At 72.4% G+C, this 24,470-nt stretch carries 23 protein-coding genes, 3 pseudogenes and 1 riboswitch; of the genes and pseudogenes, 14 read left to right on the plus strand and 12 right to left on the minus strand.

Going from position 1 to position 24,470, the window contains the following annotated elements; genetic code table 11:
* Position 1: 1 nt before the first annotated feature.
* The 5 genes from ABZV31_RS19710 to ABZV31_RS19730 all read right to left on the minus strand — a co-directional run bounded on the left by ABZV31_RS19710 (position 2) and on the right by ABZV31_RS19730 (position 3,488).
* Positions 2-916, minus strand: a complete 915-nt coding sequence (locus ABZV31_RS19710; RefSeq protein WP_355895288.1) for an SDR family oxidoreductase — start codon at positions 914-916, stop codon at positions 2-4.
* Between the two features lie 86 nt (positions 917-1,002).
* Entirely contained in the window at positions 1,003-1,377 is a 375-nt protein-coding gene (locus ABZV31_RS19715) for a DUF4180 domain-containing protein (protein WP_355895289.1), read from the minus strand.
* Positions 1,378-1,445: 68 nt separating this feature from the next.
* Positions 1,446-2,075: an MBL fold metallo-hydrolase gene (locus ABZV31_RS19720; RefSeq protein ID WP_355895291.1), complete on the minus strand. Its 630-nt coding sequence runs from the start codon at positions 2,073-2,075 to the stop codon at positions 1,446-1,448.
* Positions 2,075-3,160 carry an S-(hydroxymethyl)mycothiol dehydrogenase gene (locus tag ABZV31_RS19725; protein WP_355895294.1) on the minus strand — a complete coding sequence of 362 codons (1,086 nt, stop codon included), beginning with the start codon at positions 3,158-3,160 and terminating at the stop codon, positions 2,075-2,077. The genes ABZV31_RS19720 and ABZV31_RS19725 overlap by 1 nt, the downstream gene beginning before the upstream one ends.
* Before the next feature lie 106 nt (positions 3,161-3,266).
* Positions 3,267-3,488, minus strand: a complete 222-nt coding sequence (locus tag ABZV31_RS19730; protein WP_355895297.1) for a helix-turn-helix domain-containing protein — start codon at positions 3,486-3,488, stop codon at positions 3,267-3,269.
* On the opposite strand from ABZV31_RS19730, the pseudogene ABZV31_RS19735 reads away from it, so the two are divergent.
* The 3 genes and pseudogenes from ABZV31_RS19735 to ABZV31_RS19745 form a co-directional block, all read left to right on the plus strand.
* A pseudogene (locus ABZV31_RS19735) lies at positions 3,421-3,582 on the plus strand (phenolic acid decarboxylase); the annotation flags it as partial. The gene ABZV31_RS19730 and the pseudogene ABZV31_RS19735 overlap by 68 nt on opposite strands.
* Positions 3,583-3,679: 97 nt before the next feature.
* Positions 3,680-3,808: a hypothetical protein gene (locus ABZV31_RS19740; RefSeq protein ID WP_355895447.1), complete on the plus strand. Its 129-nt coding sequence runs from the start codon at positions 3,680-3,682 to the stop codon at positions 3,806-3,808.
* A gap of 35 nt (positions 3,809-3,843) precedes the next feature.
* Positions 3,844-5,594: pseudogene (locus tag ABZV31_RS19745) on the plus strand (ABC transporter ATP-binding protein).
* 174 nt (positions 5,595-5,768) lie between these two features.
* Here ABZV31_RS19745 and ABZV31_RS19750 read toward each other — a convergent pair.
* Positions 5,769-5,996 carry a hypothetical protein gene (locus ABZV31_RS19750; protein ID WP_355895300.1) on the minus strand — a complete coding sequence of 76 codons (228 nt, stop codon included), beginning with the start codon at positions 5,994-5,996 and terminating at the stop codon, positions 5,769-5,771.
* Between the two features lie 173 nt (positions 5,997-6,169).
* Between ABZV31_RS19750 and ABZV31_RS19755 the strand changes: the two genes are divergently transcribed.
* Complete coding sequence (locus ABZV31_RS19755; protein WP_355895302.1) at positions 6,170-6,535, plus strand: nuclear transport factor 2 family protein; 366 nt, start codon at positions 6,170-6,172, stop codon at positions 6,533-6,535.
* Positions 6,536-6,559: 24 nt separating this feature from the next.
* Here ABZV31_RS19755 and ABZV31_RS19760 read toward each other — a convergent pair whose 3' ends face one another.
* Complete coding sequence (locus tag ABZV31_RS19760) at positions 6,560-6,940, minus strand: transcriptional regulator (protein ID WP_355895305.1); 381 nt, start codon at positions 6,938-6,940, stop codon at positions 6,560-6,562.
* A 68-nt stretch (positions 6,941-7,008) separates the two neighbouring features.
* Positions 7,009-7,093: riboswitch (ZMP/ZTP riboswitch) on the plus strand.
* Positions 7,094-7,114: 21 nt separating this feature from the next.
* Between ABZV31_RS19760 and ABZV31_RS19765 the strand changes: the two genes are divergently transcribed.
* Positions 7,115-7,963, plus strand: a complete 849-nt coding sequence (locus ABZV31_RS19765; RefSeq protein WP_355895429.1) for a bifunctional 5,10-methylenetetrahydrofolate dehydrogenase/5,10-methenyltetrahydrofolate cyclohydrolase — start codon at positions 7,115-7,117, stop codon at positions 7,961-7,963.
* Here the strand turns inward: ABZV31_RS19765 and ABZV31_RS19770 are convergent, their stop codons facing one another.
* The 3 genes and pseudogenes from ABZV31_RS19770 to ABZV31_RS19780 form a co-directional block, all read right to left on the minus strand.
* Positions 7,964-8,932 carry a CU044_5270 family protein gene (locus ABZV31_RS19770; protein WP_355895308.1) on the minus strand — a complete coding sequence of 323 codons (969 nt, stop codon included), beginning with the start codon at positions 8,930-8,932 and terminating at the stop codon, positions 7,964-7,966.
* Positions 8,925-9,495: pseudogene (locus ABZV31_RS19775) on the minus strand (sigma-70 family RNA polymerase sigma factor). The gene ABZV31_RS19770 and the pseudogene ABZV31_RS19775 overlap by 8 nt, the downstream one beginning before the upstream one ends.
* Positions 9,496-9,849: 354 nt before the next feature.
* Positions 9,850-10,524, minus strand: a complete 675-nt coding sequence (locus ABZV31_RS19780; RefSeq protein ID WP_355895311.1) for a TetR/AcrR family transcriptional regulator — start codon at positions 10,522-10,524, stop codon at positions 9,850-9,852.
* 186 nt (positions 10,525-10,710) lie between these two features.
* Between ABZV31_RS19780 and ABZV31_RS19785 the strand changes: the two genes are divergently transcribed.
* Positions 10,711-11,973, plus strand: a complete 1,263-nt coding sequence (locus tag ABZV31_RS19785; RefSeq protein ID WP_355895314.1) for a YncE family protein — start codon at positions 10,711-10,713, stop codon at positions 11,971-11,973.
* Between the two features lie 15 nt (positions 11,974-11,988).
* Here the strand turns inward: ABZV31_RS19785 and ABZV31_RS19790 are convergent, their stop codons facing one another.
* Both ABZV31_RS19790 and ABZV31_RS19795 read right to left on the minus strand, forming a co-directional pair.
* Positions 11,989-13,851, minus strand: a complete 1,863-nt coding sequence (locus ABZV31_RS19790; RefSeq protein ID WP_355895317.1) for an endoglycosylceramidase — start codon at positions 13,849-13,851, stop codon at positions 11,989-11,991.
* 191 nt (positions 13,852-14,042) lie between these two features.
* The gene (locus tag ABZV31_RS19795) at positions 14,043-16,154 is read right to left on the minus strand and encodes a translation factor GTPase family protein (RefSeq protein ID WP_355895320.1); all 2,112 of its coding nucleotides are present in this window, start codon (positions 16,152-16,154) and stop codon (positions 14,043-14,045) included.
* 273 nt (positions 16,155-16,427) lie between these two features.
* Between ABZV31_RS19795 and ABZV31_RS19800 the strand changes: the two genes are divergently transcribed.
* The 8 genes from ABZV31_RS19800 to ABZV31_RS19835 all read left to right on the plus strand — a co-directional run.
* The gene (locus ABZV31_RS19800; RefSeq protein WP_355895323.1) at positions 16,428-16,898 is read left to right on the plus strand and encodes a (2Fe-2S)-binding protein; all 471 of its coding nucleotides are present in this window, start codon (positions 16,428-16,430) and stop codon (positions 16,896-16,898) included.
* The gene (locus ABZV31_RS19805) at positions 16,895-19,285 is read left to right on the plus strand and encodes a molybdopterin cofactor-binding domain-containing protein (protein WP_355895326.1); all 2,391 of its coding nucleotides are present in this window, start codon (positions 16,895-16,897) and stop codon (positions 19,283-19,285) included. Before ABZV31_RS19800 ends, ABZV31_RS19805 begins: the two co-directional genes overlap by 4 nt.
* Complete coding sequence (locus tag ABZV31_RS19810) at positions 19,282-20,136, plus strand: xanthine dehydrogenase family protein subunit M (protein ID WP_355895329.1); 855 nt, start codon at positions 19,282-19,284, stop codon at positions 20,134-20,136. The genes ABZV31_RS19805 and ABZV31_RS19810 overlap by 4 nt, the downstream gene beginning before the upstream one ends.
* 6 nt (positions 20,137-20,142) lie before the next feature.
* Positions 20,143-21,027, plus strand: a complete 885-nt coding sequence (locus ABZV31_RS19815) for a MoxR family ATPase (protein ID WP_355895432.1) — start codon at positions 20,143-20,145, stop codon at positions 21,025-21,027.
* Positions 21,028-21,143: 116 nt separating this feature from the next.
* Positions 21,144-22,259, plus strand: coding sequence for a VWA domain-containing protein (locus ABZV31_RS19820; RefSeq protein ID WP_355895434.1), 1,116 nt, complete (start codon positions 21,144-21,146; stop codon positions 22,257-22,259).
* 117 nt (positions 22,260-22,376) lie between these two features.
* Positions 22,377-23,483, plus strand: coding sequence for an XdhC family protein (locus tag ABZV31_RS19825; protein ID WP_355895331.1), 1,107 nt, complete (start codon positions 22,377-22,379; stop codon positions 23,481-23,483).
* 24 nt (positions 23,484-23,507) lie between these two features.
* Positions 23,508-24,110 (plus strand): SRPBCC family protein, encoded by a 603-nt coding sequence (locus ABZV31_RS19830; RefSeq protein WP_355895334.1) that lies wholly within the window; start codon positions 23,508-23,510, stop codon positions 24,108-24,110.
* Positions 24,111-24,227: 117 nt separating this feature from the next.
* Positions 24,228-24,470, plus strand: a 243-nt coding sequence (locus ABZV31_RS19835) for a hypothetical protein (RefSeq protein ID WP_355895336.1), incomplete at its 3' end; no start/stop codon positions are given.

A 24,470-nucleotide genomic window follows, 5' to 3' on the forward strand; every position in this document is an offset into this window, starting at 1 on the left:
GTCACCGGTATCCGGTCGTGTCCGCCGGTCTGCCCGTGTCCTGGACCTCGACGAGGTAGCGCCAGGCGTCGGGGCGGCTGCCGTCCAGGTCGGTGAATCCGTAGACGTGGGCGAGGCCGCCGCTGGAGAGGGACTGCCCGTTCCAGCGGGCCACATCGGGGTCGGCGGCGAGGGCGGCGACGGCGCGGCCGACGTAGCGCGGCGTCTCGGAGATGGCGAAGTGCGGTACGCGCTCCAGGGCGTCGCGCCAGTTCTCCTCGCGCACCCCGAAGTGGTCGAGCATCATCTCCGAACGCAGCCAGCCGGGGGTCAGCGCGACCGCGGTGGCGCCGCGCGGGCCGAGTTCGTGGCCGAGCGCGAAGGCCATGCGCAGCACGGACGCCTTGGCGAGGTCGTAGAAGAAGTTGACGCGGTAGGTGTCCCGGTTGTACTCGGCGGTCCCGTCGGTCATCTCCACCACCAGGCCGCCGGGCCGGCGCAGCAACAGGGGCAGGGCGTGGTGGTTGGTGATCGCGTGCGTCTCCACCGCGAGCCTGAGCAGCCTCAGCCCGTTGTCGAGGTCGTGCTCCCACACGGGGGTGTCCCACTCGAAGAGGGTCTCGCCGCCCCAGATGTCGTTGACGAGGACGTCGAGGCGGCCCTGCTCGTCCGCGATGCGGTCCACGAGGTCACGGACCTGCTCCGGCTCGAGATGGTCGGTGGGGACGGCCACGCCGCGGCCGCCGGCCTCGCTCACCAGGTCGGCGGTGTCCTCGATGGTCTCCGGGCGGTCGTACTCCGAGCGGCGCGCGCGGGTGGTGCGTCCGGTGACGTACACGGTGGCGCCGGCCGCGCCGAGCTCCACCGCGATTCCCCGGCCCGCTCCCCGCGTGGCCCCCGCGACCAGTGCGACCTTGCCCTTGAGTGGCCCCGGCATGTCCGACCTCCCGTACGTGTCCCGTCGACGTCGTTATCGAGGGTGTCGCGGAAGCCGGACATCTCCTGTCACCTTTTCGCGCCGGGTCACCCGGACGGGCACAGCCTCGCGTCGAGGGTCTCGCCGTCCGCCAGGAACCACAGCTGGTTGCCGCCGTTGGACTCGTACACGAAGTCGCGCAGGGCCGAGCTGCCCTCGACCTGATGGGAGATGTCACCCACGACGGCCAGGCGCAGGCGGTAGTTCGCGAACTTCTGCACGATCGCGCCGGCGACGCCCGACCGCAGCCGGAAGAACGCGTCGGGAACCCGCTCCGCGGGCACCGCGACCAGCTCGGCGTCCCGGCCCATCGCCTCGCCGATCAGGTCCAGCGCCGCGCTCTCGCCGTCGAGCGGCGGCCCGTCGGGAGCGCAGCGCAGGACGCGTACGCCGTGCAGGTCGACGAGTTCGTCCGAGGTCATGGGGGTGAGCGTAACCTCCGGCCGGGGGCCGCACGAGCGCTTTTCGGCGTCGTGCGGCCCCGCGCTGGTCAGTGCCCCCGGGCGATCCACTCCTGAAGGTGTGGGGCCTCGGCTCCGATGGTGGTCGCGTCGCCGTGCCCGGTGAGGACCTTCGTCTCGGGCGGCAGCGTCAGGAGGCGGTCGCGGATCGAGGCGATGATCGTCGGGAAGTGGGAGTAGGAGCGGCCGGTGGCGCCCGGGCCACCCTGGAAGAGGGTGTCACCGGTGAAGACGGTGGCCAGCCCGGGGTCGTACAGGCAGACCGCGCCCGGGGCGTGGCCGGGGGTGTGGATGATCGTCAGGTCGGCGCCCGCCGCTTCGATGACCTGCCCGTCGGCCAGATGTTCGTCGGGATCCCGGTTCGGGTGGGTCAGCTTCCACAGCGGCAGGTCGTCGGGGTGCAGCCAGATCGTCGCGCCGGTACGGTCCGCGAGGGCGGGCGCGGCGTTGACGTGGTCGTTGTGGGCGTGCGTGCACACGATGGCGGTCAGGCGGCGGTCGCCGACGGCCTCGGCGATGGCGTCGGCGTCGTGGGCGGCGTCGATGACGACGGCCTCGTGGTCGTCGCCGACGATCCAGACGTTGTTGTCGACGTCCCAGGTGCCGCCGTCGAGCGTGAACTGCCCGGAGGTGACGAGGCGTTCGATGCGGGCGGTCATCACAGCACCACCACCGAGCGCAGCACGTCGCCGTGGTGCATCCGCTCGAACGCCTTCTCCACCTCGTCGAGCTGGATGGTCTCGGTCACGAACTTCTCCAGCGGCAGGCGCCCTTGCAGGTGCAGGTCGACGAGCATCGGGAAGTCGCGGGAGGGCAGGCAGTCGCCGTACCAGGAGGACTTGAGGGCGCCGCCGCGTCCGAACACGTCCAACAGCGGCAGTTCGAGCTTCATCTCCGGCGTGGGCACGCCCACGAGGACGACCGTGCCGGCGAGGTCGCGGGCGTAGAAGGCCTGCTGGTAGGTCTCCGGGCGGCCGACCGCCTCAATGACGACGTCGGCGCCGAAGCCTCCGGTCAGCTCTCGGATCGCCTCGATCGGGTCGGTCTCCCGGGAGTTGACGGTGTGCGTGGCGCCCATCGTCAGGGCGGTCCGGAGCTTCCGGTCGTCGACGTCGACGGCGATGATCTTCGCGGCGCCCGCCAGGTACGACCCGGCGATGGCCGCGTCCCCGACGCCCCCGCAGCCGATGACGGCGACCGAGTCGCCGCGGCCGACGTTCCCGGTGTTGATCGCCGCGCCGATGCCGGCCATCACGCCGCAGCCCAGCAGACCGGCGACCGCCGGTGAGACGGCGGGGTCGACCTTGGTGCACTGGCCGGCCGCGACGAGCGTCTTCTCGGCGAAGGCGCCGATGCCGAGGGCGGGGGAGAGCTCGGTGCCGTCGGTGAGGGTCATCCTCTGCCGGGCGTTGTGGGTGTCGAAGCAGTACCAGGGCCGTCCGCGCAGACAGGCGCGGCACCTCCCGCACACCGCACGCCAGTTGAGGATCACGAAGTCGCCGGGTGCGACGTCGGTGACGCCGTCGCCGACCGACTCCACGACGCCGGAGGCCTCGTGGCCGAGCAGGACGGGGAACTCGTCAGTGATGGCGCCCTGCTTGTAGTGCAGGTCGGTATGACAGACGCCGCAGGCCTGGACGCGCACGACCGCTTCTCCGGGCCCCGGGTCCGGCACGACGATCGTCTCGACCCGCACGGGCTCCTTCTTCCCGGGTGCGATCACGCCGCGCACTTGCTGCGCCATGGTGGTGGTCCCTTCCGTCGGGCAGTGTCCGTCCCCTCGACCCTACGCGTGATTGATCGGTAACGGCACGGATTGATCACCGGGCCACACCAGTGAGCGGCGGCCGTCATCTCCCGGTGCCCCGCGCCCGGGCCCGGTAGGCCGCCGGGGTCTCGCCCGTCCGGCGCCGGAAGAACCTGGTGAACAGCGTGGTGTCCGGGAAGCCGAGCCGCTCGCCGACGGCGGCGGCCGGCAGGTCGGTGTGCCACGGCAGCCGTCCGGCCCGCTGGGCGCGGACCACGATCGAGCTGGAGACCGGGCTGCCGGTCGCCGACGTCGCCGCGCTCACCGACGTCGCACACGCGCCGGAGGACCAGGGCGCGGCCATCTCCTCCGGCTCGTTCCGCACGGACGGCATGGTCGTGGTGCCGTGCTCGATGAAAGCCGGGCGGCCGGGGCGGGCAGGCAGAACTGGGCGAGGACGCGGCACACGATGTGGTCGGAGGACGCGGCACACGATGTGGTCGAAGGACTTCCCTCATGTCCCAAGACGACCTGCGCAGCTTCCTCGACGCGCCGGACACGGAGGGCCAACTCCTGTGCGTCGCCGAGGAGGTGCCCGGAGCCGGACGTCGCGGCCGCGGCCACTGCGCCCGGGAGCCGACGTAGCCTGCATGCTCCGCCCGACTCCGACAGGGAGCGCTGTGAGCATCGCAGAGAGCGAGAAGACCGTCCCGCCCGCCTGGCGGCTGCTCCTCGGCTACGTACGACCCCACCGCTGGGCCCTGTTCGCGGGCGCGATGCTGTCGCTCGTCACCGGGGCCACCGGGTTGCTGCTGCCGCTGGTGGCGCGGGGCCTCATCGACGGCCTCGCGCACGACCGGCCCGTCACGGGGGCACTGCTGGCCATGTCGGCCCTGGTGGTCGCCAACGCTGCGGTGGGCGGGCTGGGTTCGTACGTGCTGCGCCGCACCGCCGACGGTGGTCCTCGGCGCCCGGCGCGCCCTGTCGTCGTACCTGCTGCGGCTGAGGATCCCGGCCGTCGACCGCAGCGAGCCGGGCGACCTGATGGCCCGCGTCACCTCCGACACCACCCTGCTGCGCGAGGTCACCACCGAGTCGCTGGTCGGCCTCGGCACCGGCGGTCTCACGCTCGTCGCGACGGTGGTGATGATGGGCCTGGTCGACCCGGTGCTGCTGGGCGTCACGCTGGCCGTGATCCTGGTCGCGGGCACGGTGCTCGCTGTGATCGTGCCGCGCATCAACCGGGCGAGCCGGCAGGCGCAGGACGCGGTCGGCGTGATCGGCGCCTCACTGGAGCGGGTGCTGGGCGCGCTGCGCACCGTGAAGGCGTCCGGCGCCGAGCACCGCGAGGAGGGCGCGCTGCACGCGGCGGCCGAGGAGTCGTGGCGGCAGAGCGTGCGCGCCGCCAGGTGGTCGGCGGCGGCTGGCAACACGGCCGGGCTGGCGATGCAGATCGCCTTCATCACGGTGCTCGCGGTGGGCGGGGCGCGGGTGGCGACCGGCGCCATCGACGTCGGCACGCTGGTCGCGTTCCTGCTGTACGTCTTCTATCTGATGTCGCCGATCCAGCAGGTCGTCGGCGCCGTCACGCAGTACCAGACGGGCGCCGCGGCCCTGGCGCGCATCCAGGAGGCGCTGGAACTGCCCGCCGAACCGCCGTCCGTGCCCGCGCCGTTGCCCTCCCCCGGCGCACAGCCGGCCGCGCTCGCCTTCGACGACGTCCGCTTCCGCTACGCCGACGACCTGCCGTACGTCCACCACGGGGTGACCTTCTCGGTGCCCGCCCAGGGCATGATGGCGTTCGTCGGCCCGTCCGGCGCGGGCAAGACGACCGTCTTCTCGCTGATGGAACGCTTCTACGACCCCGAGTCCGGGGTGATCACCCTCGACGGCCGGAACCTCGCGGACTGGGACCTGCCCCCGGTCCGCCATCGGCTATGTGGAGCAGGACGCGCCGGTCCTGTCGGGCTCGCTGCGGGACAACCTGCTGCTGGGCAACCCGGTGGCGGACGACGACACCCTGGCGCGGGTGCTGAAGACGACGCGCCTGGACGGCCTGGTGGCCCGGCTGCCCAGCGGTCTCGACACGCTCGTCGGGCACCGCGGCACCAAGCTGTCGGGCGGGGAGCGCCAGCGCGTCGCGATCGCCCGCGCCCTGCTGCGCCGCCCCCGGCTGCTGCTCCTGGACGAGGCCACCTCGCAGCTGGACGCGGTGAACGAGGCAGCGCGGCGCGACACCGTCGCCGACGTGGCCCGGACGACCACCGTCCTGGTCGTGGCCCACCGCCTGTCGACGGTGACGACGGCCGACCGGATCGTCGTCATGGACGCCGGCCGGGTCCGCGCGGTGGGCACCCATCGCGACCTCGTGAGCGCCGACCCGCTGTACGCCGAGCTGGCGGCCACGCAGTTCCTGGCGACGGCCGACTGAGCCGAACCGGGCGGCGCCCGGGCGCGGAACCTCTGCCTCGCGCGGCATGCGAAGGCCGCCCGGGTCCGGGCGGCCCGGGAGGGGAGGTGTGGTCGCTGCGCCGGGCTCAGTTCCTGATGGCGGGGACCAGCCTCGTGACCGGGGCGACGAGGCCCGTGACCTGGTACAGCTGGTTCAGGTCGTTGAGGCGCCCGAGTCAGGCCAGTGCTGCGAGATCCGCGAGATGTTGCCCTGGTGCTCGTCGGGAGTGTCGCTGGCGGCGAGCGAGTCGAACAGGCCGGCGAGGCTGAACCTGTCGGCGGGCGGGGCGCCCGCGTCGGCAGCGCTCGCGGGCAGCGCGGCGAGGCCCGTGACCGAGGCGGCGAGACCGACGGCGGCGACGATACGTCGAGTGGAGATCATGCCCTCAGCAACGGCGCCGGCCCCCGGTCGGACACGGGCACACGCCACCGCTCACCCGTCAGGTCCAGCGGTCCGGCTGCGCTTGCCGAGCCCGTCGGGGCGGAGGAGGCTCGAAGGTGAGGCCGGGCCGCGGCCCGCTCTCCCTCGGGCCGCGGCCTTCGAAGGAGGTCACCATGGCTACCGCGGCAACCCCTGCCTTCGACACCGAAACGCTGCGACGGGGCGTCGAAGGAAACACGGCACAGACGCTTCTGTCGCTCTACGCGGACGACGCGAGGATGCGCATCGTGGACCGCAACACCCAGCCCAGCCACCCCAAGATCCTGGAGGGCCGCAACGAGATCGCCTCGATGCTCGACGACGTCTACGGCCGCGAGATGACGCACAAGCTGGAGCAGTGCGTCATACAGGACGACCACGCCGCGTACGTCGAGTCCTGCGAGTACCCGGACGGGGTCCGTGTCCTCGCCGAGTCGATGATCTCGCTGCGCGACGGCAAGATCTCCGACCAGATCCTCATCCAGGCATGGGACGAGTAGGAAGGAAGGCGGCGCGGGTCCAGGTCAGTTCTCGGCTGACCTGGACCTTTTCGGCCCGGGCGGGGCTGGGACGGTCGCGTGCCGCGCTGTTTCGGCGGCCACGACCAGTTTTTGCAGCAAGTCGGCCAGTGTCCGCTGCTCTTCTGCGCTCAGTGCTGCGAGCAGCGCGGTCCCGCCCGCGTCCTCCGACGCCGCGTGCTCTGCGAACGCGGCATGCCCGGCCTCGGTGAGCCGGACCCGAACCCGCCGGCGGTCGGCCGTCCCGTGCGGACGAGTGATCAGCCCCGCCTCCTCGATCGGGCCGAGCCGCGCGGACAGCGCGCCGCGCGTCAGGCCCAGCAGGTAGGCGAGGTGCGAGGGGCTGGTCTCGTAGGGCGGCCCCGGCCTGCGCAGCACCAGCAGCACCTTGAACTGCCAGTGCTTCAGCCCGTCCGAGAGCGGGTCCTGACCGCCGTACCGGCTCGGTTAGGCTGGTCCGGGACCGTGACTGGCGCTGAGGTGGAGAACCACCGGGGAGCGGTCCACGCAGAGTCGATGCCGCGCGCCTGGGCGATCCCGTCAACCGCTCAGGAGTGGATGATGTCCCAGGCCCGGCTCATGGACGGCACCGCGCTCGCCCGCCGCATCGTCGAGGAAACCGCCAAGAAGGCGGCCGACCTGACCGGGCGCACGGGCACGGCGCCCTGTCTGGCGACAGTACTGGTCGGCGAGGACCCCGCCTCCGTCACCTACGTCCGCATGAAGCAGAACCGCTGCCGCAAGGCCGGCATCGCCTCCCGCCATGTGGCACTGCCCGCCGGCACCAGCACCGGGGAACTGGTCGGCACGCTGACGTCCCTGTCGGACGACCCCGGTGTGCACGGCATCCTGCTGCAGCACCCGGTGGGCGAGCACATCGACGAACGGGCCGCGTTCGAGGCGATCGCGCCCGAGAAGGACGTCGACGGCGTCACCTTCGCCTCCTTCGCGACGATGAGCTTCGGCCTGCCGGGCTTCGTGTCCTGCACGCCCGGCGGCATCCTGCGGCTGCTGGACGAGTACGACGTCGACCCCGCCGGCAAGCGCGCCGTCGTGGTGGGCCGCAGCGCGATCCTCGGCAAGCCGGTGGGCATGCTGCTCCTCGCCCGCGACGCCACGGTGACGTACTGCCACTCCCGCACCCGGGAACTGTCGTCCGTCGTCCGCGAGGCGGACATCGTGGTGGCCGCCGTGGGCCGGCCGCGCCTCATCCGCGGCCAGGACATCAAGCCGGGTGCCGTCATGATCGACGCGGGATACAACCCCGGCAACGTCGGCGACGTCGACTTCGACTCCGCGGTGGAGCGGGCCTCGCTCATCACCCCGGTGCCGGGCGGCGTCGGTCCGATGACGATCGCCACGCTGCTGGAGCAGACCGTGGACGCGGCCGCCCGGCAGCTCGGGGTGTGATCAGCGCATCCAGGCGCTGTACTCCATGACGTCGCCCGCTCGGAGGCCGTACTCGGGCTCGTCGACGGTGGAGGTCAGCTCCAGTCCGAGGACGGCCCCGGTGACAGGGTCCATGATCAGCATCCGGCGGCTGCCGGAGGCGTCGTGGACGTAGGCCTGGTCGCGGCGGCCGAGCCGGTCCGTGACCTGACCGACGGGCCGCGGTTGCCCGGTGTCCGCCAGCAGCCGGGCCAGGGCCGCGGTCTCGCGGGCGCCGAGCGTCCAGTGGCCGAGCAGTTCCTCGACGGCGTCGAGGAGTTCCGGCGTGGTCTGGGAGCTGCTGTGGGCGGTCTCGGCCAGGTGGGCGCGCAGGCGGGCGGCGTCGTGCGGCGGTGGCGACTCGGGCGGGGCGTCGCTCCAACTCGGCGGATACGTCCGGTCGCTGAGGACGTGCCCGTCGGCGACCGTCCGCGGATCGCCGCCCTCGTCGGTGAGGACCGGGCGGCCCGGGTGGCTCGGGTCGGTCGCGACGACGAGTTCGGTGTGGCTGCCGTCGGCCTGCCGGCGCACGACGCGCTCCTCGGGGAGGGTGATCGGCGGCTTGTCGTCACTCGTGCCGAGGCTCCACGACTGCTCGTGGGTGCCCATGCGCAGACGGTGCGAGCCGTCGGCGGCGGCCGCCTCGGCGCGCTCGGCGAGCCGGTCCAGGGGTACGGGGGTGGAGCCGGCCTGCACCACCAGCGGGCGGGGGGCGGCGATCGCGGGCGTCGTGCCCGGGCCGGAGAGCAGCAGCGCCGACACGGTCGCGGCCACGACGGCCGTGGCCGTAAGTCCCCAGGCGAGCTTCCGGAAGCGGTGGCGCGGAGTCCGGTCGTGCAGCAGCCGGTTGAGGTGCCACTCGGCATTGTGGTCGAGGGGGCCGTCGCCGAAGTGGGGGCCGTCGGCCGGTACCGGGTTGGCGCGGCGCAGGAGTTCGAGTTCGTCAGCCATGGCCGTGTTCCTTGGTGGGGGTCGCGTCGGCTGCGGGTGCGGGTGGCGGCGAGGCGCGGAGTTCGCCCGCCGGGCCCATGCGGTCGATCGCGGCTCTCGGACGGCGGCGGGCGCGGTGCAGTCGCATGGCCGCGGCCCGGCGGCCGCAGCCGAGGGCGACGGCGATCTCGTCGATGCCCAGTTCCTCCCGCGCCGTCAGGCGCAGCACCTCCTGGTCGGCCGGGGAGAGCCGGGCGAGCGCGTCGTGCACCCAGGCGCGCGGTGTCTCCGCGTCGGGGCCGGCGACCGTGTGCCGGCCGTGCGCGGTCTCGTCGTTGCCGATCCGGTCGACCAGCCGGCGGCGTCGCCCGTGGCCGCGTACCGCGTTCGCCAGGCAGTTGCGCGCCACGCCGTACAGCCAGGGCAGCGGCGACGGCGGCAGATCCCGCCACGCCACGGTGAACACCTCCGCCACCACTTCCTCCACCTCGCTCGTCCGGCCGTCCAGTCGCCGCGCGACATAGCGGCTGACCGCCCGGTTGGTGCTCGCGATAGGCGGCGGCGAAGATCTCGTCGTTGCTCATGTTCCGTTCGTGTCCGGCACCCGCGGAAACGTCATCGAGGGTCACCTGCTCCTCGCGGCCACCGGCGAGGAGGGGCGCACGGCCGCCGCGCGATTCACCGGGCGGCCTCGGCTGGCTGACGAGGGGTCAGCAGGAGGCGGTGGGGCGGCAGTACGAGGCGGAGTACTTCGCCCTCGCCCGTGCCTCCTGGCAGCGGACGGCCGAGCGCGCCGGGCAGCTGCGGTACGAGTACCAGGTTGGGTGGCGCAGACTGCGCCGGCGCCTGCTGGCCTGCCGCCTGCTGGGAACTGCGCTGTTCCTGACGGCGGCCGTGCTGGTCCTGTCCCTGATCCAGCGGGGCGGAGCCAAGGCCGTTCACGGACGGCGGGCTGCCGAAGGCGGACTCCAGCCCGGCGGCCGCAGGATCCCCAGCAGCTGCCGGACGAGCTCGTCGACGACCTCCTCCAGGGACGCCTCCAGCCACCCGGCGCTCCAGTCGTGGAGCAGGCCGTTGACGCTGCCGATGAACGCCGTGGCGGCGATCCGGTAGTCGCGCGGTGCCGCCTCTCCGCGCGCGGCGGCGGCCCCAGCCTCGGCGCAGATGAGGTCGACCCAGCGGGCCCGGCGCGCCAGGCGCTGCTCCTCCAGGCGCGGGCTGACGCCGATGATCTCGACGAAGGTGATGCGGATCCGGCGCGGGTCGGCGGTGACGTCGGAGGCGTAGGCACGGAAGAGGGCGGCGACGCGTTCGGCGAGCGGCAGCTGTCCGGCGTCGGCGAGCGCCTCCAGGACGGCCTGTTCGGCCCAGTCGTTGGCCTGGAGGTGGAGGGCGGCCAGGACGTCCTCGAGGGTGCGGAACTCCTCGTAGAACTGACGGGTGGACAGCCCGGCGGCCTCGCTGAGCGCCGCGACGGTCGTGGAGCGGAAACCGGGCGTGTCGCCGAACAGCTGCAGCGCCGCGTCCAGGAAGCGCCGGCGTCGCTCGGCCTGCCGTTCCGCGGCGGACCTGCCGCCGTAGCGACCGGTCGGCGCCTTCAGCCTGCCCGCCACGGTCCCCTCCCTCGTCCGCCCGAAGGCCAATTTTGTCGTGTACGCAGTCTTGTGGAGAAGGCAACCCCCTCCTTACTTTTCAGTAAGTTCACTCTGAATGGGCACGTGTTCAGATTTTCCGGTCCGCTTCGGCACGCCTCCGTCGCGCCTGCGCGGGCTTCCCCCTTCACAGAGGAGAGAGCAGTCATGCCTGCTTTCAGACCCAGGCACCTTTGCTCCGTGGCCGCCGCCCTCGTCCTGACCGTCGCCGCTCCCGCGACCGCAGCCACCGCCGCCACCGCCGCGCCCGGCTCGTCGGCCGGGCTGCGCGAGGTGCTGTTCGTGGGCAACAACTGGGACGGCACCGCCGACGTCATCAAGTCCACCGGCGACTTCGCGAAGGTCGGCCGCATCAACGTCGTCCCGGACAAGGCGGAGCGGCTGGCGGAGATCAACGCCGACCCGATCAAGTGGATCTACTTCCAGGCCATCCGCAACAGCGTCGGCGAGGGCCACGACCAGTTCGTCGACGACATGTACTCCACTCCGGACGGCAGGTCGGTGGTGGTCTCCCGGCCCAGCTTCGCCGACGTCGTCTCGATCGACCTGGCCTCCGGGAAGATCAACTGGCGTTTCCCGGTGGCCGGTTACCGCGCCGACCACATGGCCGTCTCCCCCGACGGCACCCGCGTCGCGGTCTCCGCCTCCACCGCGAACACCGTGCACGTCCTGGACATCGACACCGGCAAGCAGCTCGGCTCGTTCGCCACCGGTGACAAGCCGCACGAGAACATCTTCACCAGGGACGGCAAGTACATCTGGAACATGGCCATCGGGGACGTCAACACCTCCCTCGACGATCCGGTGTGGGACTGGACCAAGGGCGACCGGCACATCACGGTCGTGGACGCGACGACGTACAAGCAGGTCCGGACCATCGACATGCGGCAACGCCTGGACGCGATCGGGCTGAAGGACTTCTCCGACGCCGTCCGCCCCGCCGTGTTCTCCCCCGACGAGTCCAAGCTGTACTTCCAGGTGTCGTTCTTCAACGGCTTCCTGGAGTACGACGTCGCCTCCGACCGGATCACCCGGGTGAAGACCCTGCCGAAGAATCCGGCGACGAGCGAGGACCGCACCACCTGGGTCAACGACTCGCGCCACCACGGCATTTCGATGAACCCCGAGGGCAGCAAGCTGTGCGTCACGGGCACGATGGACGACTACGCGACCATCGTGGACCGCGTCACCCTCCAGGAGGGCTCGCTCGTTGCCGCCTCCAAGCCCTACTGGGCCACGGTCAGCGGCGACGGCAAGGACTGCATCGTCTCCGAGAGCGGCGCCGACCAGGTCACGGCCATCGACTTCGCCACCGGCCAAAAGACCGTGTCCGTCCCCGTGGGCGACCACCCGCAGCGCGTCCGCCTGGGCCATGTCCAGGCCGACTGGACAGGGCCGTCCGGCAGCTGACGGCTCGGCCGCGGGTCAGAAGTGCGCGCCCGCCCATCCCGACAGTTCCGCCCGCACCGCCGCCAGCAGGGGCGCGGACGGAGCCTTCGTCCCGTTGGTCACCAGGGCGTAGTGCAGGACGCCCTGGTCCGGTGCGGTGAGCAGGAGGCGGCGGCTGCCCGTGCCGCCCGGTTCGGGGGCCACGGCGATCGGGGTGGTCCGCGTGTACGACGGCGGTGCGTACGCGGTGCCGAGATCGGAGACGACCGTGGTCGCCGCGGTCGGGAACGACGCCGGCAGATGCAGTTCGGTGGGCGCCGAGCCGCCGTTCGAGCGCCACACCAGCAGCCCGTACTGACCGGAGCCCACGAGCTGCGCCACGTTCGGCAGGGAACTCGGCACCGGGTTCCACGTCAGCGTCGTCGAACCGTCGCGGGAGCGGTCCTCGTAGGCGAAGGCGACCGTCGTGCCCGCGGTGGCGCTCGGGTAGAGACGGTCCAGGAGACGTGCGTCCTGACGCGGCGTCACCGTGTCGGCGTCGTCGAGGCGGACGGCGGACAGGTCCTCGCCGTTCCAGGCGTCGCCGGAGGTGAGGACCTTGTCGCGGTTGCCGTTCATCAGCTCGTGGTGGCGGCCGCTGTAGATGTCCCACTGCCACTGGGTGCCGGACAGCACCGGACCGGAGGCCGACAGGTTGGTCCACCACCTCGAGCCCGGGAGGCGGGAGTCGAGGGCCAGGTACATCGCCTTCAGGACCGTCGGCGCCTTGTCCGACACCGTTCCCGACAGCGGGTGGCCGAACTCGCTGACCACGCCGGCCGTTCCGGCGGCCGAGGCCCGGTCGCGGATCGCGGCGAAGTCGTTCGCGTACTGGCCGTCGGAGGCCTTGCCCCACATGAGGATCCCGGAGATCGCCTTCTGGTCGTAGAAGTGCGTGTTGAAGACGTAGCGCGGGCCGAGGGTGCCCGCGTCCAGCAGTCCGCCCTCCTGCTTCTGGGAGTCGATGCCGGCGTTCCAGAAGAGGTTCGGCTCGACGAGCGCCGGCTTGTCCTGCCAGCCGGCCGCGTCCATCCGTGCCCGGAACTTCTCGTAGAAGGGCCACAGCACGTCCCGCTCCCAGGTGCGGCTGGTCTGGCCCGAGTCGTAGGTGCCGGCGTAGGGCTCGTTGTAGGGGTCGAAGCCGACGACGCCCGCGAACTCGGCGTCGGTCAGGTGCTGCCGGACGTAGGTCATGGTCTGCTGCGCGGTGGTCAGAAAAGCGTCCTGGAGTCCGTATGCGTTGTGCCAGAAGTCGTACGACGCATGCTTCACAGCCTGGTTCTGGGTGATGTTCTGACCCCAGAAGAAGCAGATGCCGCACGACTCCTGCGGGTAACTCCCGGCGTCCACGGCCCACTTGGGTGCGCCGTCACCCGTGTCCCAGCTGCCGGTGTGGAAGAGGTACCTCGAGTACAGGTCCTGGTGGAAGTCCGGCTGGACGCGGATGCCGGCGTCGAGGAAGGCGCGCAACTGGTCGGTGGCGGCGGCCAGGTAGGAGGTGTCGAGTTGGCCGCGAGCGGGCTCGGCGTGGGCCCACGACAGCAGGAAGCGGACCACGTTGCCGCCACCGAGGGCGCGCAGGGCGGTCGCGGACTTCTTCGCGTCGGCGACGGAGGCAAAGGGCAGGCCTCCGTTCTCCTCCAGCTTCGTCTCGCCGGAGACGTTGTAGCCGCGCAGCACCACCTCGCGGCCGAGATCGTCGGTGAAGCGGCCGTTCTGCACGGTCAGCGACAATCCGTCGAACCAGAGGGAGTCGGGCAGGGATGCCGCCGCGGTGGGCTGAGCGCCCGTCGCCGCGAGCAGGCCGGTGAGGGACACGAGAACGCCGAGCAGACGCGCGCGCAGCTTGGACATGGACATTACATTCAGGGCGATTCGCGAAGTACGTCAACACCTCTGCGCCAGAACGCCGCTTTCGGCCGACGTACACCGACCCGTCCCGGGGATCCGCCAATCCGCCGTCCCCACCCCTTCGACCGCGGAAACGCTCCCGGCCACCACGGCCCCGGAGACGGGCCGACGCGCCCGGGCGCGCGGACGCCGCGGCAGCGCTACGACGACGCCCCCGCCTCCCGCCCGGGCACCCTGCGCGTCACCCGCAAGAGGTACTCCTCACGGTTCAGCGGGTTGTGGTCGGTGCGCGGCCGCTCGGGAACCGAACCGCCCGTGACCGGCGCGTAGTGGTCGAAGGCGCTCTCCATCCCGCCCTCGCCGCGCGTCAGCCCCGGCAGCTGCTGCTCCAGCGCGTGCACCTGAGCCGCCGGAACCGCGCCCTGCAGGACGCACGTGGAGCCCCGCGTCCCGGTGGTCTGCGGCACGGCCCGGAACCCGGCCAGCACCGGCAGCAGGGCGCCGAGGGTGTCCGCGGGGGTCTCGATGCGGAAGCGGTGCATCGGCTCGTGAACCTGGGTGCCCGCCCGGCGCAGCGCCTCGATCAGGACGAGCGGGGTCAGGCCGCGGAAGTCGGCTCCGGTGCTCGACATGCTCTTGTCGAAGCCCTGGTGGGCATGGCTCTGCCGGGGCGAGTAGCCGGCGTGGGTCATGGTCACGGTGCAGTCGGTGACCTGCCAGCCGCGCAGGCCCTGTTCCAGCGTCTCCCGCACGGTGTCCTCGACCGCTTTGAAGAAGGCGTACGGCATCGAGCCCAGCTCCACCTCCAGCCGGAAGTCCACGCCGGAGCCGGCCGGGGCGGGGTCGACGCGCAGGCCGACCGTGGCGAGGAACGGGTTCGGGTCCTTCTTGTTGTACTCCACGGCCGCTCCCGTCCCCACCGGTCGCTCGATGCACAGCGGGGTGGTCTGCCGAAAGGTGACGTCCAGGCCGAACTCGTCGGCGAGTGTGGCCTGGACGACCTCCTTCTGCACCTCGCCGTACAGCGACACCGAGATCTCCTGCCGCACCTCGTCGTGGCGCAGGTCGATCAGCGGGTCCTGCTCGGCGAGCCGGGTGAGCGCGAGGTGCAGCGCCCGTCCGCCGACGCCGGGGCCGGGCACGACGACCGTCTCCAGCGTCGGCGGCGCGAAGAAGTGTTCGTGGGCCTTCCGGGGTTCTCCGAGGGCGTCGCCGATCCTGATGCCGGCGAGGCCCCACAGCTTGGCGATGCGGCCCGCGGGGGCGGCGTCGGCGCGGACGTCCGTGCCGTGGTCGAAGACGCTGATGGCGGTGACCCTGCCCTCCCTGCCTCTGCCCTCCCTGCCTCTGCCCTCCCTGCCTCTGCCCTCCCTGCCTCTGCCCTCCCTGCCTCTGCCCTCCCTGCCTCTGCCCTCCCTGCCTCTGCCCTCCGTGCCCCTGCCCTCCGCGCGGCCGTCGCCGAAGGGGACGCGGTCGCGGGTGCGGAGCGTGCCGGAGAACATCCGCGCGTACGCGACCTTTTCCCCCGCCGGGCCCCGCTCGACCTTGAACACGGTGGCCGAGACCGGCCCGTCGGGGTCGCCGCCGGCGGCGGGCAGGAGCTCCTTGATGCCCAGGATCAGCGCGTCCACGCCCGCGCCGGTGAGGGCGGAGCCGAAATACACCGGGTGGACGAGGGCCTGCCGGGTCTGGGCGACGAGGGCCGCGTACACGCGGTCGTACAAGACCGTGTCCGCGACATACGCCGCCAGCAGGTCGTCGTCGTGGTCGGCGAGGACGTCGAGCACGGACGGGCCGATGCGGGGGACGAAGCGGGCCCCCGGGGTGCCCAGTCCCTCGACGCCTCCCATCGGCACGACCGCCGCCGAGAGCCGTTCGCAGACCGCCCGCAGCAGCGCCGCCTCCTGGGCCCCGCGCCGGTCGATCTTGTTGACGAAGACGAGGGTCGGGATGCGCAGCCGCTGAAGGGTGCGCATCAGGACGCGGGTCTGCGCCTGGACGCCCTCGACGGCGGAGACGACCAGCACGGCCCCGTCGAGCACGCCGAGCACGCGCTCCACCTCGGCGATGAAGTCGGGGTGGCCGGGGGTGTCGATGAGGTTGACGGTCACGTCGTCGATCGGGAAGGAGACGACGGCGGACTTGATCGTGATGCCGCGCTGCCGCTCCAGCGCGAGGGTGTCGGTCTGCGTGCTGCCGGCGTCGACGCTGCCGATCTCGTCGATCACCCCGACCGTGTGCAGCAGCCGCTCGGTCAGGCTGGTCTTACCTGCGTCGACGTGCACGAGAATTCCAAGATTGAGCAAGTGCACTGAGCGTCATGTCCTTCGGCATGGGCGGGATTCCTTCCTGGGGGGGACAGGAACGCTGCGCGCATGGGTGCTCCTTGCTCGGTGCCGACGGATCCCGAGCAGTGCAGCAGAGCCGGACACCCGGCAGCAATGGATTAACGCTCAACAAAACCCCGCCGCAGCACTCGCCGCCTTCACAGCGCAGCCATAGAGTGACGTACGTCACCCCGGGCGGCGATTTATCTCGATTTCCCTCGATTTCCCTCGATTCCGCCCGCACGCTCTGGAGGGCACATGACCCACATCTCGGTGAAGGTGGACGGCACGACGTACGAGGACGAGGTGGAACCCCGCCTCCTCCTGGTCCACTACCTGCGCGACCGTCTCGGCCTGACCGGCACCCCGATCGGCTGCGACACCTCCAGCTGCGGGGCCTGCACGGTCGAGCTGGACGGCGCGAGCGTCAAGAGCTGCTCGGTGCTGGCCGTCCAGGCGGACGGGGGCGAGGTGACCACCATCCAAGGGCTGGCCCGCGACGGCGAGTGGACCGCGCTGCAGCGCGCGTTCCACGAGCAGCACGCGCTGCAGTGCGGCTACTGCACACCCGGGATGATCATGGCCGCGCGTGATCTGCTGCGCGAGAACCCCCACCCCACCTCCGACGAGGTGCGCCAGGCCCTCGAGGGCAACCTGTGCCGCTGCACCGGCTACCAGAACATCGTCCGCGCGGTGCTGGCCGCATCGTCGGAGGAGGTCACGGCATGACCGACCAGCCCGTCGAACGCGAAGTGGGCCGGGCCCGGCTCCGCAAGGAGGACGCACGGCTGGTCACCGGGCAGACCAACTGGACGGACAACATCACCGTCACCGGGCTGCTGCACCTCGCCATCCTGCGCAGCCCCATGGCGCACGCCCGCATCGAACGGGTCGACGTCTCCCCGGCGCTCGAACGCCCCGGCGTCGTCGCGGTGTTCAGCGGCCGCGACCTCGCGGAGGGCCTCGGCTCGCTGCCCTGCGGCTGGCCCGTCACCGAGGACATCGTGATGCCGGAGCATCCGCCGATCGCGGTCGAGGAGGTGCGCCACGCCGGTGACCCCGTGGCGGTCGTGGTGGCCCGCGACCGGTACGCGGCCGCCGACGCGCTGGAGGCGATCGAGGTCGACTACGAGCCCCTGCCCCCGGTCCTCGACCTGGAGGCCGCGCTCGCCGAGGACGCCCCGCTCGTGCACGCCGACAAGGGCACCAACCGCTGCTACGTCTGGCCCCTGAAGACCGGCGAGGACTACGAGACGGTGAAGCAGCGCGCCGAGGTCGTCCTCAAGCGGCGCTTCCACCAGCAGCGCCTCATCCCCAACGCCATGGAGCCGCGCGCGGTCGTCGTGACGCCGCTCGCCGCCTCCGGCGAGTACACGATGTACTCGGCGACCCAGATCCCGCACATCCTGCGCATCATGCTGTCGGTGGTCACCGGCGTGCCGGAGCACAAACTGCGTGTGATCGCCCCCGACGTGGGCGGCGGCTTCGGCTCCAAACTCCAGGTGTACGGCGAGGAGGCCATCGCCCTCGCTGTCGCCCGGCGCCTCGGACGACCGGTGAAGTGGACCGAGTCCCGCTCCGAGGGATACCTGGCGACCCACCACGGCCGCGGCATGATCCAGGACGTCGAGATCGCCGCGACGCGCGACGGCAGGCTGCTCGGCCTCAAGGTCGACCTGCTCGCCGACATGGGCGCCTACCTGATGCTCGTCACGCCGGGCGTCCCGATCCTGGGCGCGTTCATGTACCCGGCGATCTACAAGATGGACGCCTACGACTTCACCTGCACCGGCGTGTTCACCACCAGGACCCCGACCGACGCCTACCGCGGCGCCGGGCGCCCGGAGGCGACGTTCGCCATCGAACGGGCCATGGACGAGCTGGCGGCCGAACTCGGCCTGGATCCGATCGAGGTGCGGCGCCGCAACTGGATCCGGCACGAGGAGTTCCCGTACACGACGATCGCGGGCCTGACGTACGACAGCGGCAACTACGAGGCCGCGACCGAGAAGGCGCTCGCCCTGTTCGGGTACGACGAACTGCGCGCCGAGCAGCAGAAGCGGAACGAGCGGGGCGCCCCCGTGCGGCTCGGCATCGGCGTGTCGACGTTCACGGAGATGTGCGGCCTTGCGCCCAGCCGGGTGCTGCGGGACCTCAGGTATTCGGCCGGCGGCTGGGAGGCGGCGAGCATCCGCATGCTGCCCACCGGCAAGGTCGAGGTGGTCACCGGCACCAGCCCGCACGGGCAGGGGCACGTGACCTGCTGGAGCCAGATCGCCGCCGACGTGCTGGGCGTGCCGTTCGAGGACGTCGAGGTGGTGCACGGCGACACGAAGGCGGCCCCGCAGGGCATGGACACCTACGGGTCCCGCTCGCTGGTCGTCGGCGGGGCGGCCGTGCACCGGGCGGCTGAGAAGGTGGTGGAGAAGGCGCGGAAGGTGGCGGCAAACCTGCTCGAAGCAAACGAGAACGACCTGGAGTTCGCCAACGGCGTGTTCTCCGTGAAGGGCTCGCCCGAGGCGCGCAGGACCATCCAGGAGATCGCCTTCGCGACCTTCACCTCGCACGACGTGCCCGACGGGATGGAACCCACCATCAACGCCGAACACCTGGTCGACCCGGAGAACTTCTCCTACCCGCACGGCACCCACCTGTGCGCGGTCGAGGTCGACACCGAGACCGGGTTCACCCGGATCCGGTCGTACGTCTGCGTAGACGACGTCGGACGGGTCGTCAACCCGATGATCGTCGAGGGGCAGGTGCACGGCGGGGTCGCGCAGGGCATCGCGCAGGCGCTGTACGAGGAGGCCGTGTACGACGACGAGGGCAACCTGGTCTCCGGCACGATGGCCGACTACCTGGTGCCCTCGGCGGCGGACCTGCCCGACTTCGTGACCGACCGGACGGAGACGCCCGCGGCCTCCAACCCGCTGGGCGTCAAGGGCGTCGGCGAGGCGGGCACCATCGCCTCCACGCCCGCCGTGGTCAACGCGGTCGTGGACGCCCTGCGGCCGATGGGTGTGACGGACGTACGGATGCCGTGCACACCCGAGCGGGTGTGGGAGGCGCTGCAGTCCGCACGGTCCGCCAAGCCCGGAACGGAGGCACGGTCATGATTCCCCCCGCATTCGACTACGCCCGGCCGACGAGCGTCGACGAGGCGGTGCGCACGCTCGCAGACGCGGGCGAGGAGGCGAAGGTGCTGGCCGGCGGACAGAGTCTGCTGCCGCTGCTCAGGCTGCGGCTGGCCTTCCCTGAGCTCGTCGTCGACGTCGGGCGGATTCCGGAGCTGCGCGGCGTCCACGAGGACGGCGGCACGCTCGTCATCGGCGCGCTGACCACGCACCACGACGTCATCCGCGACCCGCTGGTGCGGCGGCACGCGGGGCTGCTGTCGGCGGCCACGGAGACGGTGGCCGATCCGGCCGTACGGCACCGGGGCACCCTCGGCGGCTCGCTCGCACACGCCGATCCGGCGGGAGACCTGCCCGCGGTGGTGCTGGCGCTGGACGCCGAACTGGTGGCCGCGGGACCGCGCGGGCGGCGTACGATCCCGGCGCGCGAGTTCTTCACCGACTATCTGCAGTCCACCCTGGGGCCCGACGAGCTCCTGGTGGAGGTGCGCGTGCCGAAGAGGGAAGGCTGGGGCTTCCACTACGAGAAGTTCCACCGGGTGGCGCAGTCCTGGGCGATCGTCGGCGTGGCCGCGCTGGTGCGAAGCGACGACGGGCACATCGCCGAGGCGCGCATCGGACTGACCAACATGGGCGCGACCCCGCTGCGGGCCTCGGCGACCGAAGAGGCGCTGGCCGGTGCCGGGGACCCCGACGCCGTGGCACGGGCGGCTCAGACGGCCGCGGAGGGCACCCGGCCGTCGCGGGACGCGTCGGCCTCGCCCGAGTACCGGGCGCATCTCGCGCGGGTGCTCACCAAGCGCGCGGTCCTGGCCGCCACCGGAATGGGGTGAGCGCCGATCACGCCCATCGACAGCCCGGAGCAGGTGCGGGCCCGCCTGGAGGAGACCGGGTACCTCGTCGACGACGGGCTGGCCGTCGCCTGCTTCCTTGCGCTGAGACTGAACCGGCCGATCTTCTGCGAGGGCGATGCGGGCGTCGGCAAGACGGCGCTCGCCTCCGCCCTCGCCGAGGCGCTCGGCGCCCCGCTGATCCGGCTGCAGTGCCACGAGGGCATCGACGCCTCGCAGGCCCTGTACGACTGGGACTTCCCCCGTCAACTGCTGCATCTGCGGGCCGCCGAGGCGGCCGGGGTCAGGGACGCCGACCGCCTTGAGCACGAGCTGTACGACCGCCGTTTCCTGGTGGCCCGGCCGCTGCTGAAGGCGCTGCAGACGCAGCCGTCGGTGCTGCTCGTCGACGAGATCGACCGCGCCGACGACGAGTTCGAGGCGTTCCTGCTGGAGGTGCTGTCGGAGTTCTCGGTGACGATTCCGGAGCTGGGGACGCTGCGGGCCGAGGTGCCGCCGGTGGTCGTCCTGACGTCGAACCGGACCCGGGAGGTGCACGACGCGCTGAAGCGGCGCTGCCTGTACCACTGGTTCGACCACCCCGGCTTCGCCCGTGAACTCGCGATCGTCCGGCGGCGTTTGCCGGAGGTGTCCGCACGGCTGGCCGAGCAGGTGACCGCGCTGGTGCAGGCCCTGCGCGCCGAGGACCTGCTCAAACCGCCGGGGGTGGCCGAGACGATCGACTGGGCGCGGGCCCTGGACGTGCTGGGGGCGAGCGAGGTGGACGCGGAGCTGGCGGTGGCCACGCTGGGGTCGGTGCTGAAGTACCGGGAGGACGCGGATCGGGCGCGGGGGCTGGACTTCGCCGCCGTGCTCGCGGCGCGAGGAGCGTGAGCGACGTGGCAGAGGGACGGCCGGAACCGGCCGGGGCGAGCGAGCAGCACCGCGCGGGCACCGCCGCGCCCGGACCGCCCGGCGCCGACGCCGCCCTCCTCGGCCTCGCCCGGGCGCTGCGCGCCGCCGGTGTGGACGCGAGCGCCGACCGGGTGCACGCCTTCCTGCGCGCGGTGGACGTCCTGCGGCCCGGGGTGCGGACGGACGTGTACTGGGCGGGGCGGCTGACATTGTGCGGCAGCCGGGACGACCTGGACCGCTACGACCGGGTGTTCGCCTCGTACTTCGGTGCCGGTGAGTCCTCGGTCCAGGCGGGGCGGGTCGCTCCCCCGCCCCGGCTGCGGCTCGTCGTGCGGGACGCACCCGTCGGACGCCGTCCCGGCAACGACGGTGAGCGTCAGGGGCCGCCCGTTGCGTCGCTCGCCAGTTCCGCGGAGGTCCTGCGCCACCGCGACGTGGCGGAGCTGAACCTCGCCGAGCGTGACCAGGTGCGGCGGCTGCTGGCCGCGTTCGCGCTGCGCGGCCAGATGCGGCGTACCGCACGCCGGCGCCCGGCCCGGCGCGGGGACGTGGATCCGCGCCGGACCATCCGGGAGCTGCTGCGGCGCGGCGGCGAGCCGGCGCTCCTGAGGCGGCACGCGCGGACGGAGCGGCCGCGGCGGGTGGTGCTGCTCGTCGACGTCAGCGGTTCCATGGCGCCGTACGCGGACGCGCTGCTGCGGTTCGCGCACGCGGCCGCCCGTGGCACCCGGACGGAGGTGTTCACCATCGGCACCCGGCTGACCCGGGTGACCCGGGAGCTGTCGCACCGCGACCCGGACGTGGCGATGGCCGCGGTCGCCGCGGCGGTGCCGGACTGGCGCGGGGGTACCCGCCTCGGTGACCTGCTGCGGGAGTTCCTCGACCGCTGGGGGCAGCGCGGGACGGCGCGCGGCGCGGTCGTGGTGTTGCTGTCCGACGGCTGGGAGCGTGGCGATCCGGAGCTGCTCGGCGCCCAGATGCGACGCTTGCACCGGCTGACGCACCGGGTGATCTGGGCCAACCCGCGCAAGGCGCGCCCGGGCTACGCGCCTTACGCCGCCGGGATGGCGGCCGCGTTGCCGAGCGTGGACGCCTTCGTCGAGGGACACAGCCTGGCCGCGCTGGAGCGTCTGGCGGCTGTGGTGCGCGGGGCCGACGCGGCGTCCGGGGCCGCCGGGGCGGCTTCGGCAGCCGGGGCACGGCCGCCGTGACCGGGACCGGGACGGCGTGGTCCGACGGCAAGAGCCGGTGCGGCCTGACGTGCCCTGCGCGACAAAGGCCTGCGGTGACGACAAGGGCTTGCGTGCCCTGCGGGAAAGGAGCGGAGCGTGCGTGACATCCTCCCGGTGCTCGAGCGCTGGTACGCGGCGCGGGTGCCGTTCGGGCTGGCCACGGTCGTCGCGGCCAGCCGGAGCACACCGCGCGATCCCGGCGCGGCCATGGCCGTCGGCCCGGACGACGAGGTCGTGGGCAGTGTGTCCGGGGGCTGTGTGGAGGGGGCGGTCTTCGACCTCGCCCAGGAGGTCGTGGCGAGCGGCGAGGGCCGCCTTGCGACCTTCGGCTACAGCGACGAGGACGCCTTCGCGGTCGGACTCACCTGCGGTGGCGAGATCACCCTGCTGGTCAGGCCCGTGACGCCCGAGTCGGATCCCGCCTTCGGAGCGGTCGCGGCGTCGGTCGCCTCCGGCGAGCCGGTGACCGTGGCGACGGTGGTGGACGGGCCCGCTCCGCGCGGGGCGACGCTCGCGGTGTGGCCCGGCACGGTGGCGGGCACGCTCGGCGCACCCGGCCTGGACGTGGCGGTCACCGCGGACGCGCGCGGCGAACTCGCCCTCGGCGCCACGGGCCTCAGACACTACGGGCCGCACGGTGAGCGGCGCGAGGACTCCGTCACCGTGTTCCTGCACTCCTTCGCCCCGCCGCCGCGCATGCTGGTGTTCGGCGCGATCGACTACGCGGCCGCGGTGGCCCGCATCGGTGACTTCCTGGGCTACCGGGTCACGGTGTGCGACGCCCGCCCGGTCTTCGCCACGCCCAAGCGGTTCCCCGAGGGCGTCGAGGTGGTCGTGGACTGGCCGCACCGCTACCTGCACGGCACCCACACCGATGAGCGCACCGTGATCTGCGTTCTCACCCACGACCCGAAGTTCGACGTGCCGCTGCTCGAGGAGGCGCTGCGCCGGCCTGCCGCCTACATCGGGGCGATGGGCAGCCGCCGTACCGGCGACGAGCGGATGAAGCGGCTGGCCGAAGCCGGGCTGACGGAGGACGAGCTGTCCCGGCTGCGCTCTCCGGTCGGCCTCGACCTCGGGGCCCGCACCCCCGAGGAGGTGGCCGTGTCCGTCGCCGCCGAGATCGTTGCGCTGCGCTGGGGCGGCACGGGTGCGCCCCTGACCGCGACCGCCGGAGCCATCCACGCGACCGGATCGGCCTGAGTCCCTGCATGCGAGGAGGAAGTCATGGAACTGCACCACGAATTCACTGTGCCCGTCCCGGTCGACGACGCCTGGCGGGCTCTTCTCGACATCGAACGTGTCGCGCCGTGCCTGCCGGGGGCCACCGTGGAGGAGTACGACGGCAAGACCGTCACCGGATCGGTCAAGGTCAAGCTGGGCCCGATCACCGTGACGTACAAGGGCACCGCCGTCTTCGAGGAACAGGACGAGGCCGCCCACCGCCTCGTGCTCGTCGCGAGCGGCCGGGAGACGCGGGGGCAGGGCACGGCCCGGGCCACCGTCACGGGCAAGCTGGACGAGCGGGACGGCGCCACGGCCGTGTCGGTGCGGACCGATCTGACGGTGACCGGGCGCCCGGCACAGTTCGGGCGCGGGGTGCTGGCGGAGGTGGGCGACCGGCTGGTGGGACAGTTCGCGGAGTGTCTGTCGCACAGGCTCGCCGAACCGACGCCGGACGCAGCCGCGGAGGGCCCCGAAGAGCCTGAGCCGCTGGATCTGGTGCGCACCGTCGGCGTGCCCGTAGCCAAGCGCGCCGCCGTGGCGGTCGGGGCGGCCGTCCTGGTGGCGCTGGTGATCATGGGCGTTCGCCGGCTCCGGCGCCCCTGATGAGAGCCGGATACCCGGTGAAGCCGGACGCCGGTGAGGCCGGACGCCGGTGAGGCCGGATACCGGTGAGCCGGCTACCGGTGAGGCCGGACGCCGGTGAGGCGAGGCCGGATACCGGTGCCGGATACCGGTGAGCCGGATGCCGGTAAGCCGGATGCCGGTGCCGGATACCGGTGCCGGATACCGGTGCCGGATACCGGTGCCGGATACCGGTGCCGGATACCGGTGCCGGATACCGGTGAGCCGGATACCGGTGAGCCGGATACCGGTGCCGGATACCGGTGCCGGATACCGGTGCCGGATACCGGTGCCGGATACCGGTGCCGGATACCGGTGCCGGATACCGGTGAGCCGGATACC

This window comes from Streptomyces sp. NPDC005202 (assembly GCF_040608235.1).
Lineage (GTDB): Bacteria > Actinomycetota > Actinomycetes > Streptomycetales > Streptomycetaceae > Streptomyces.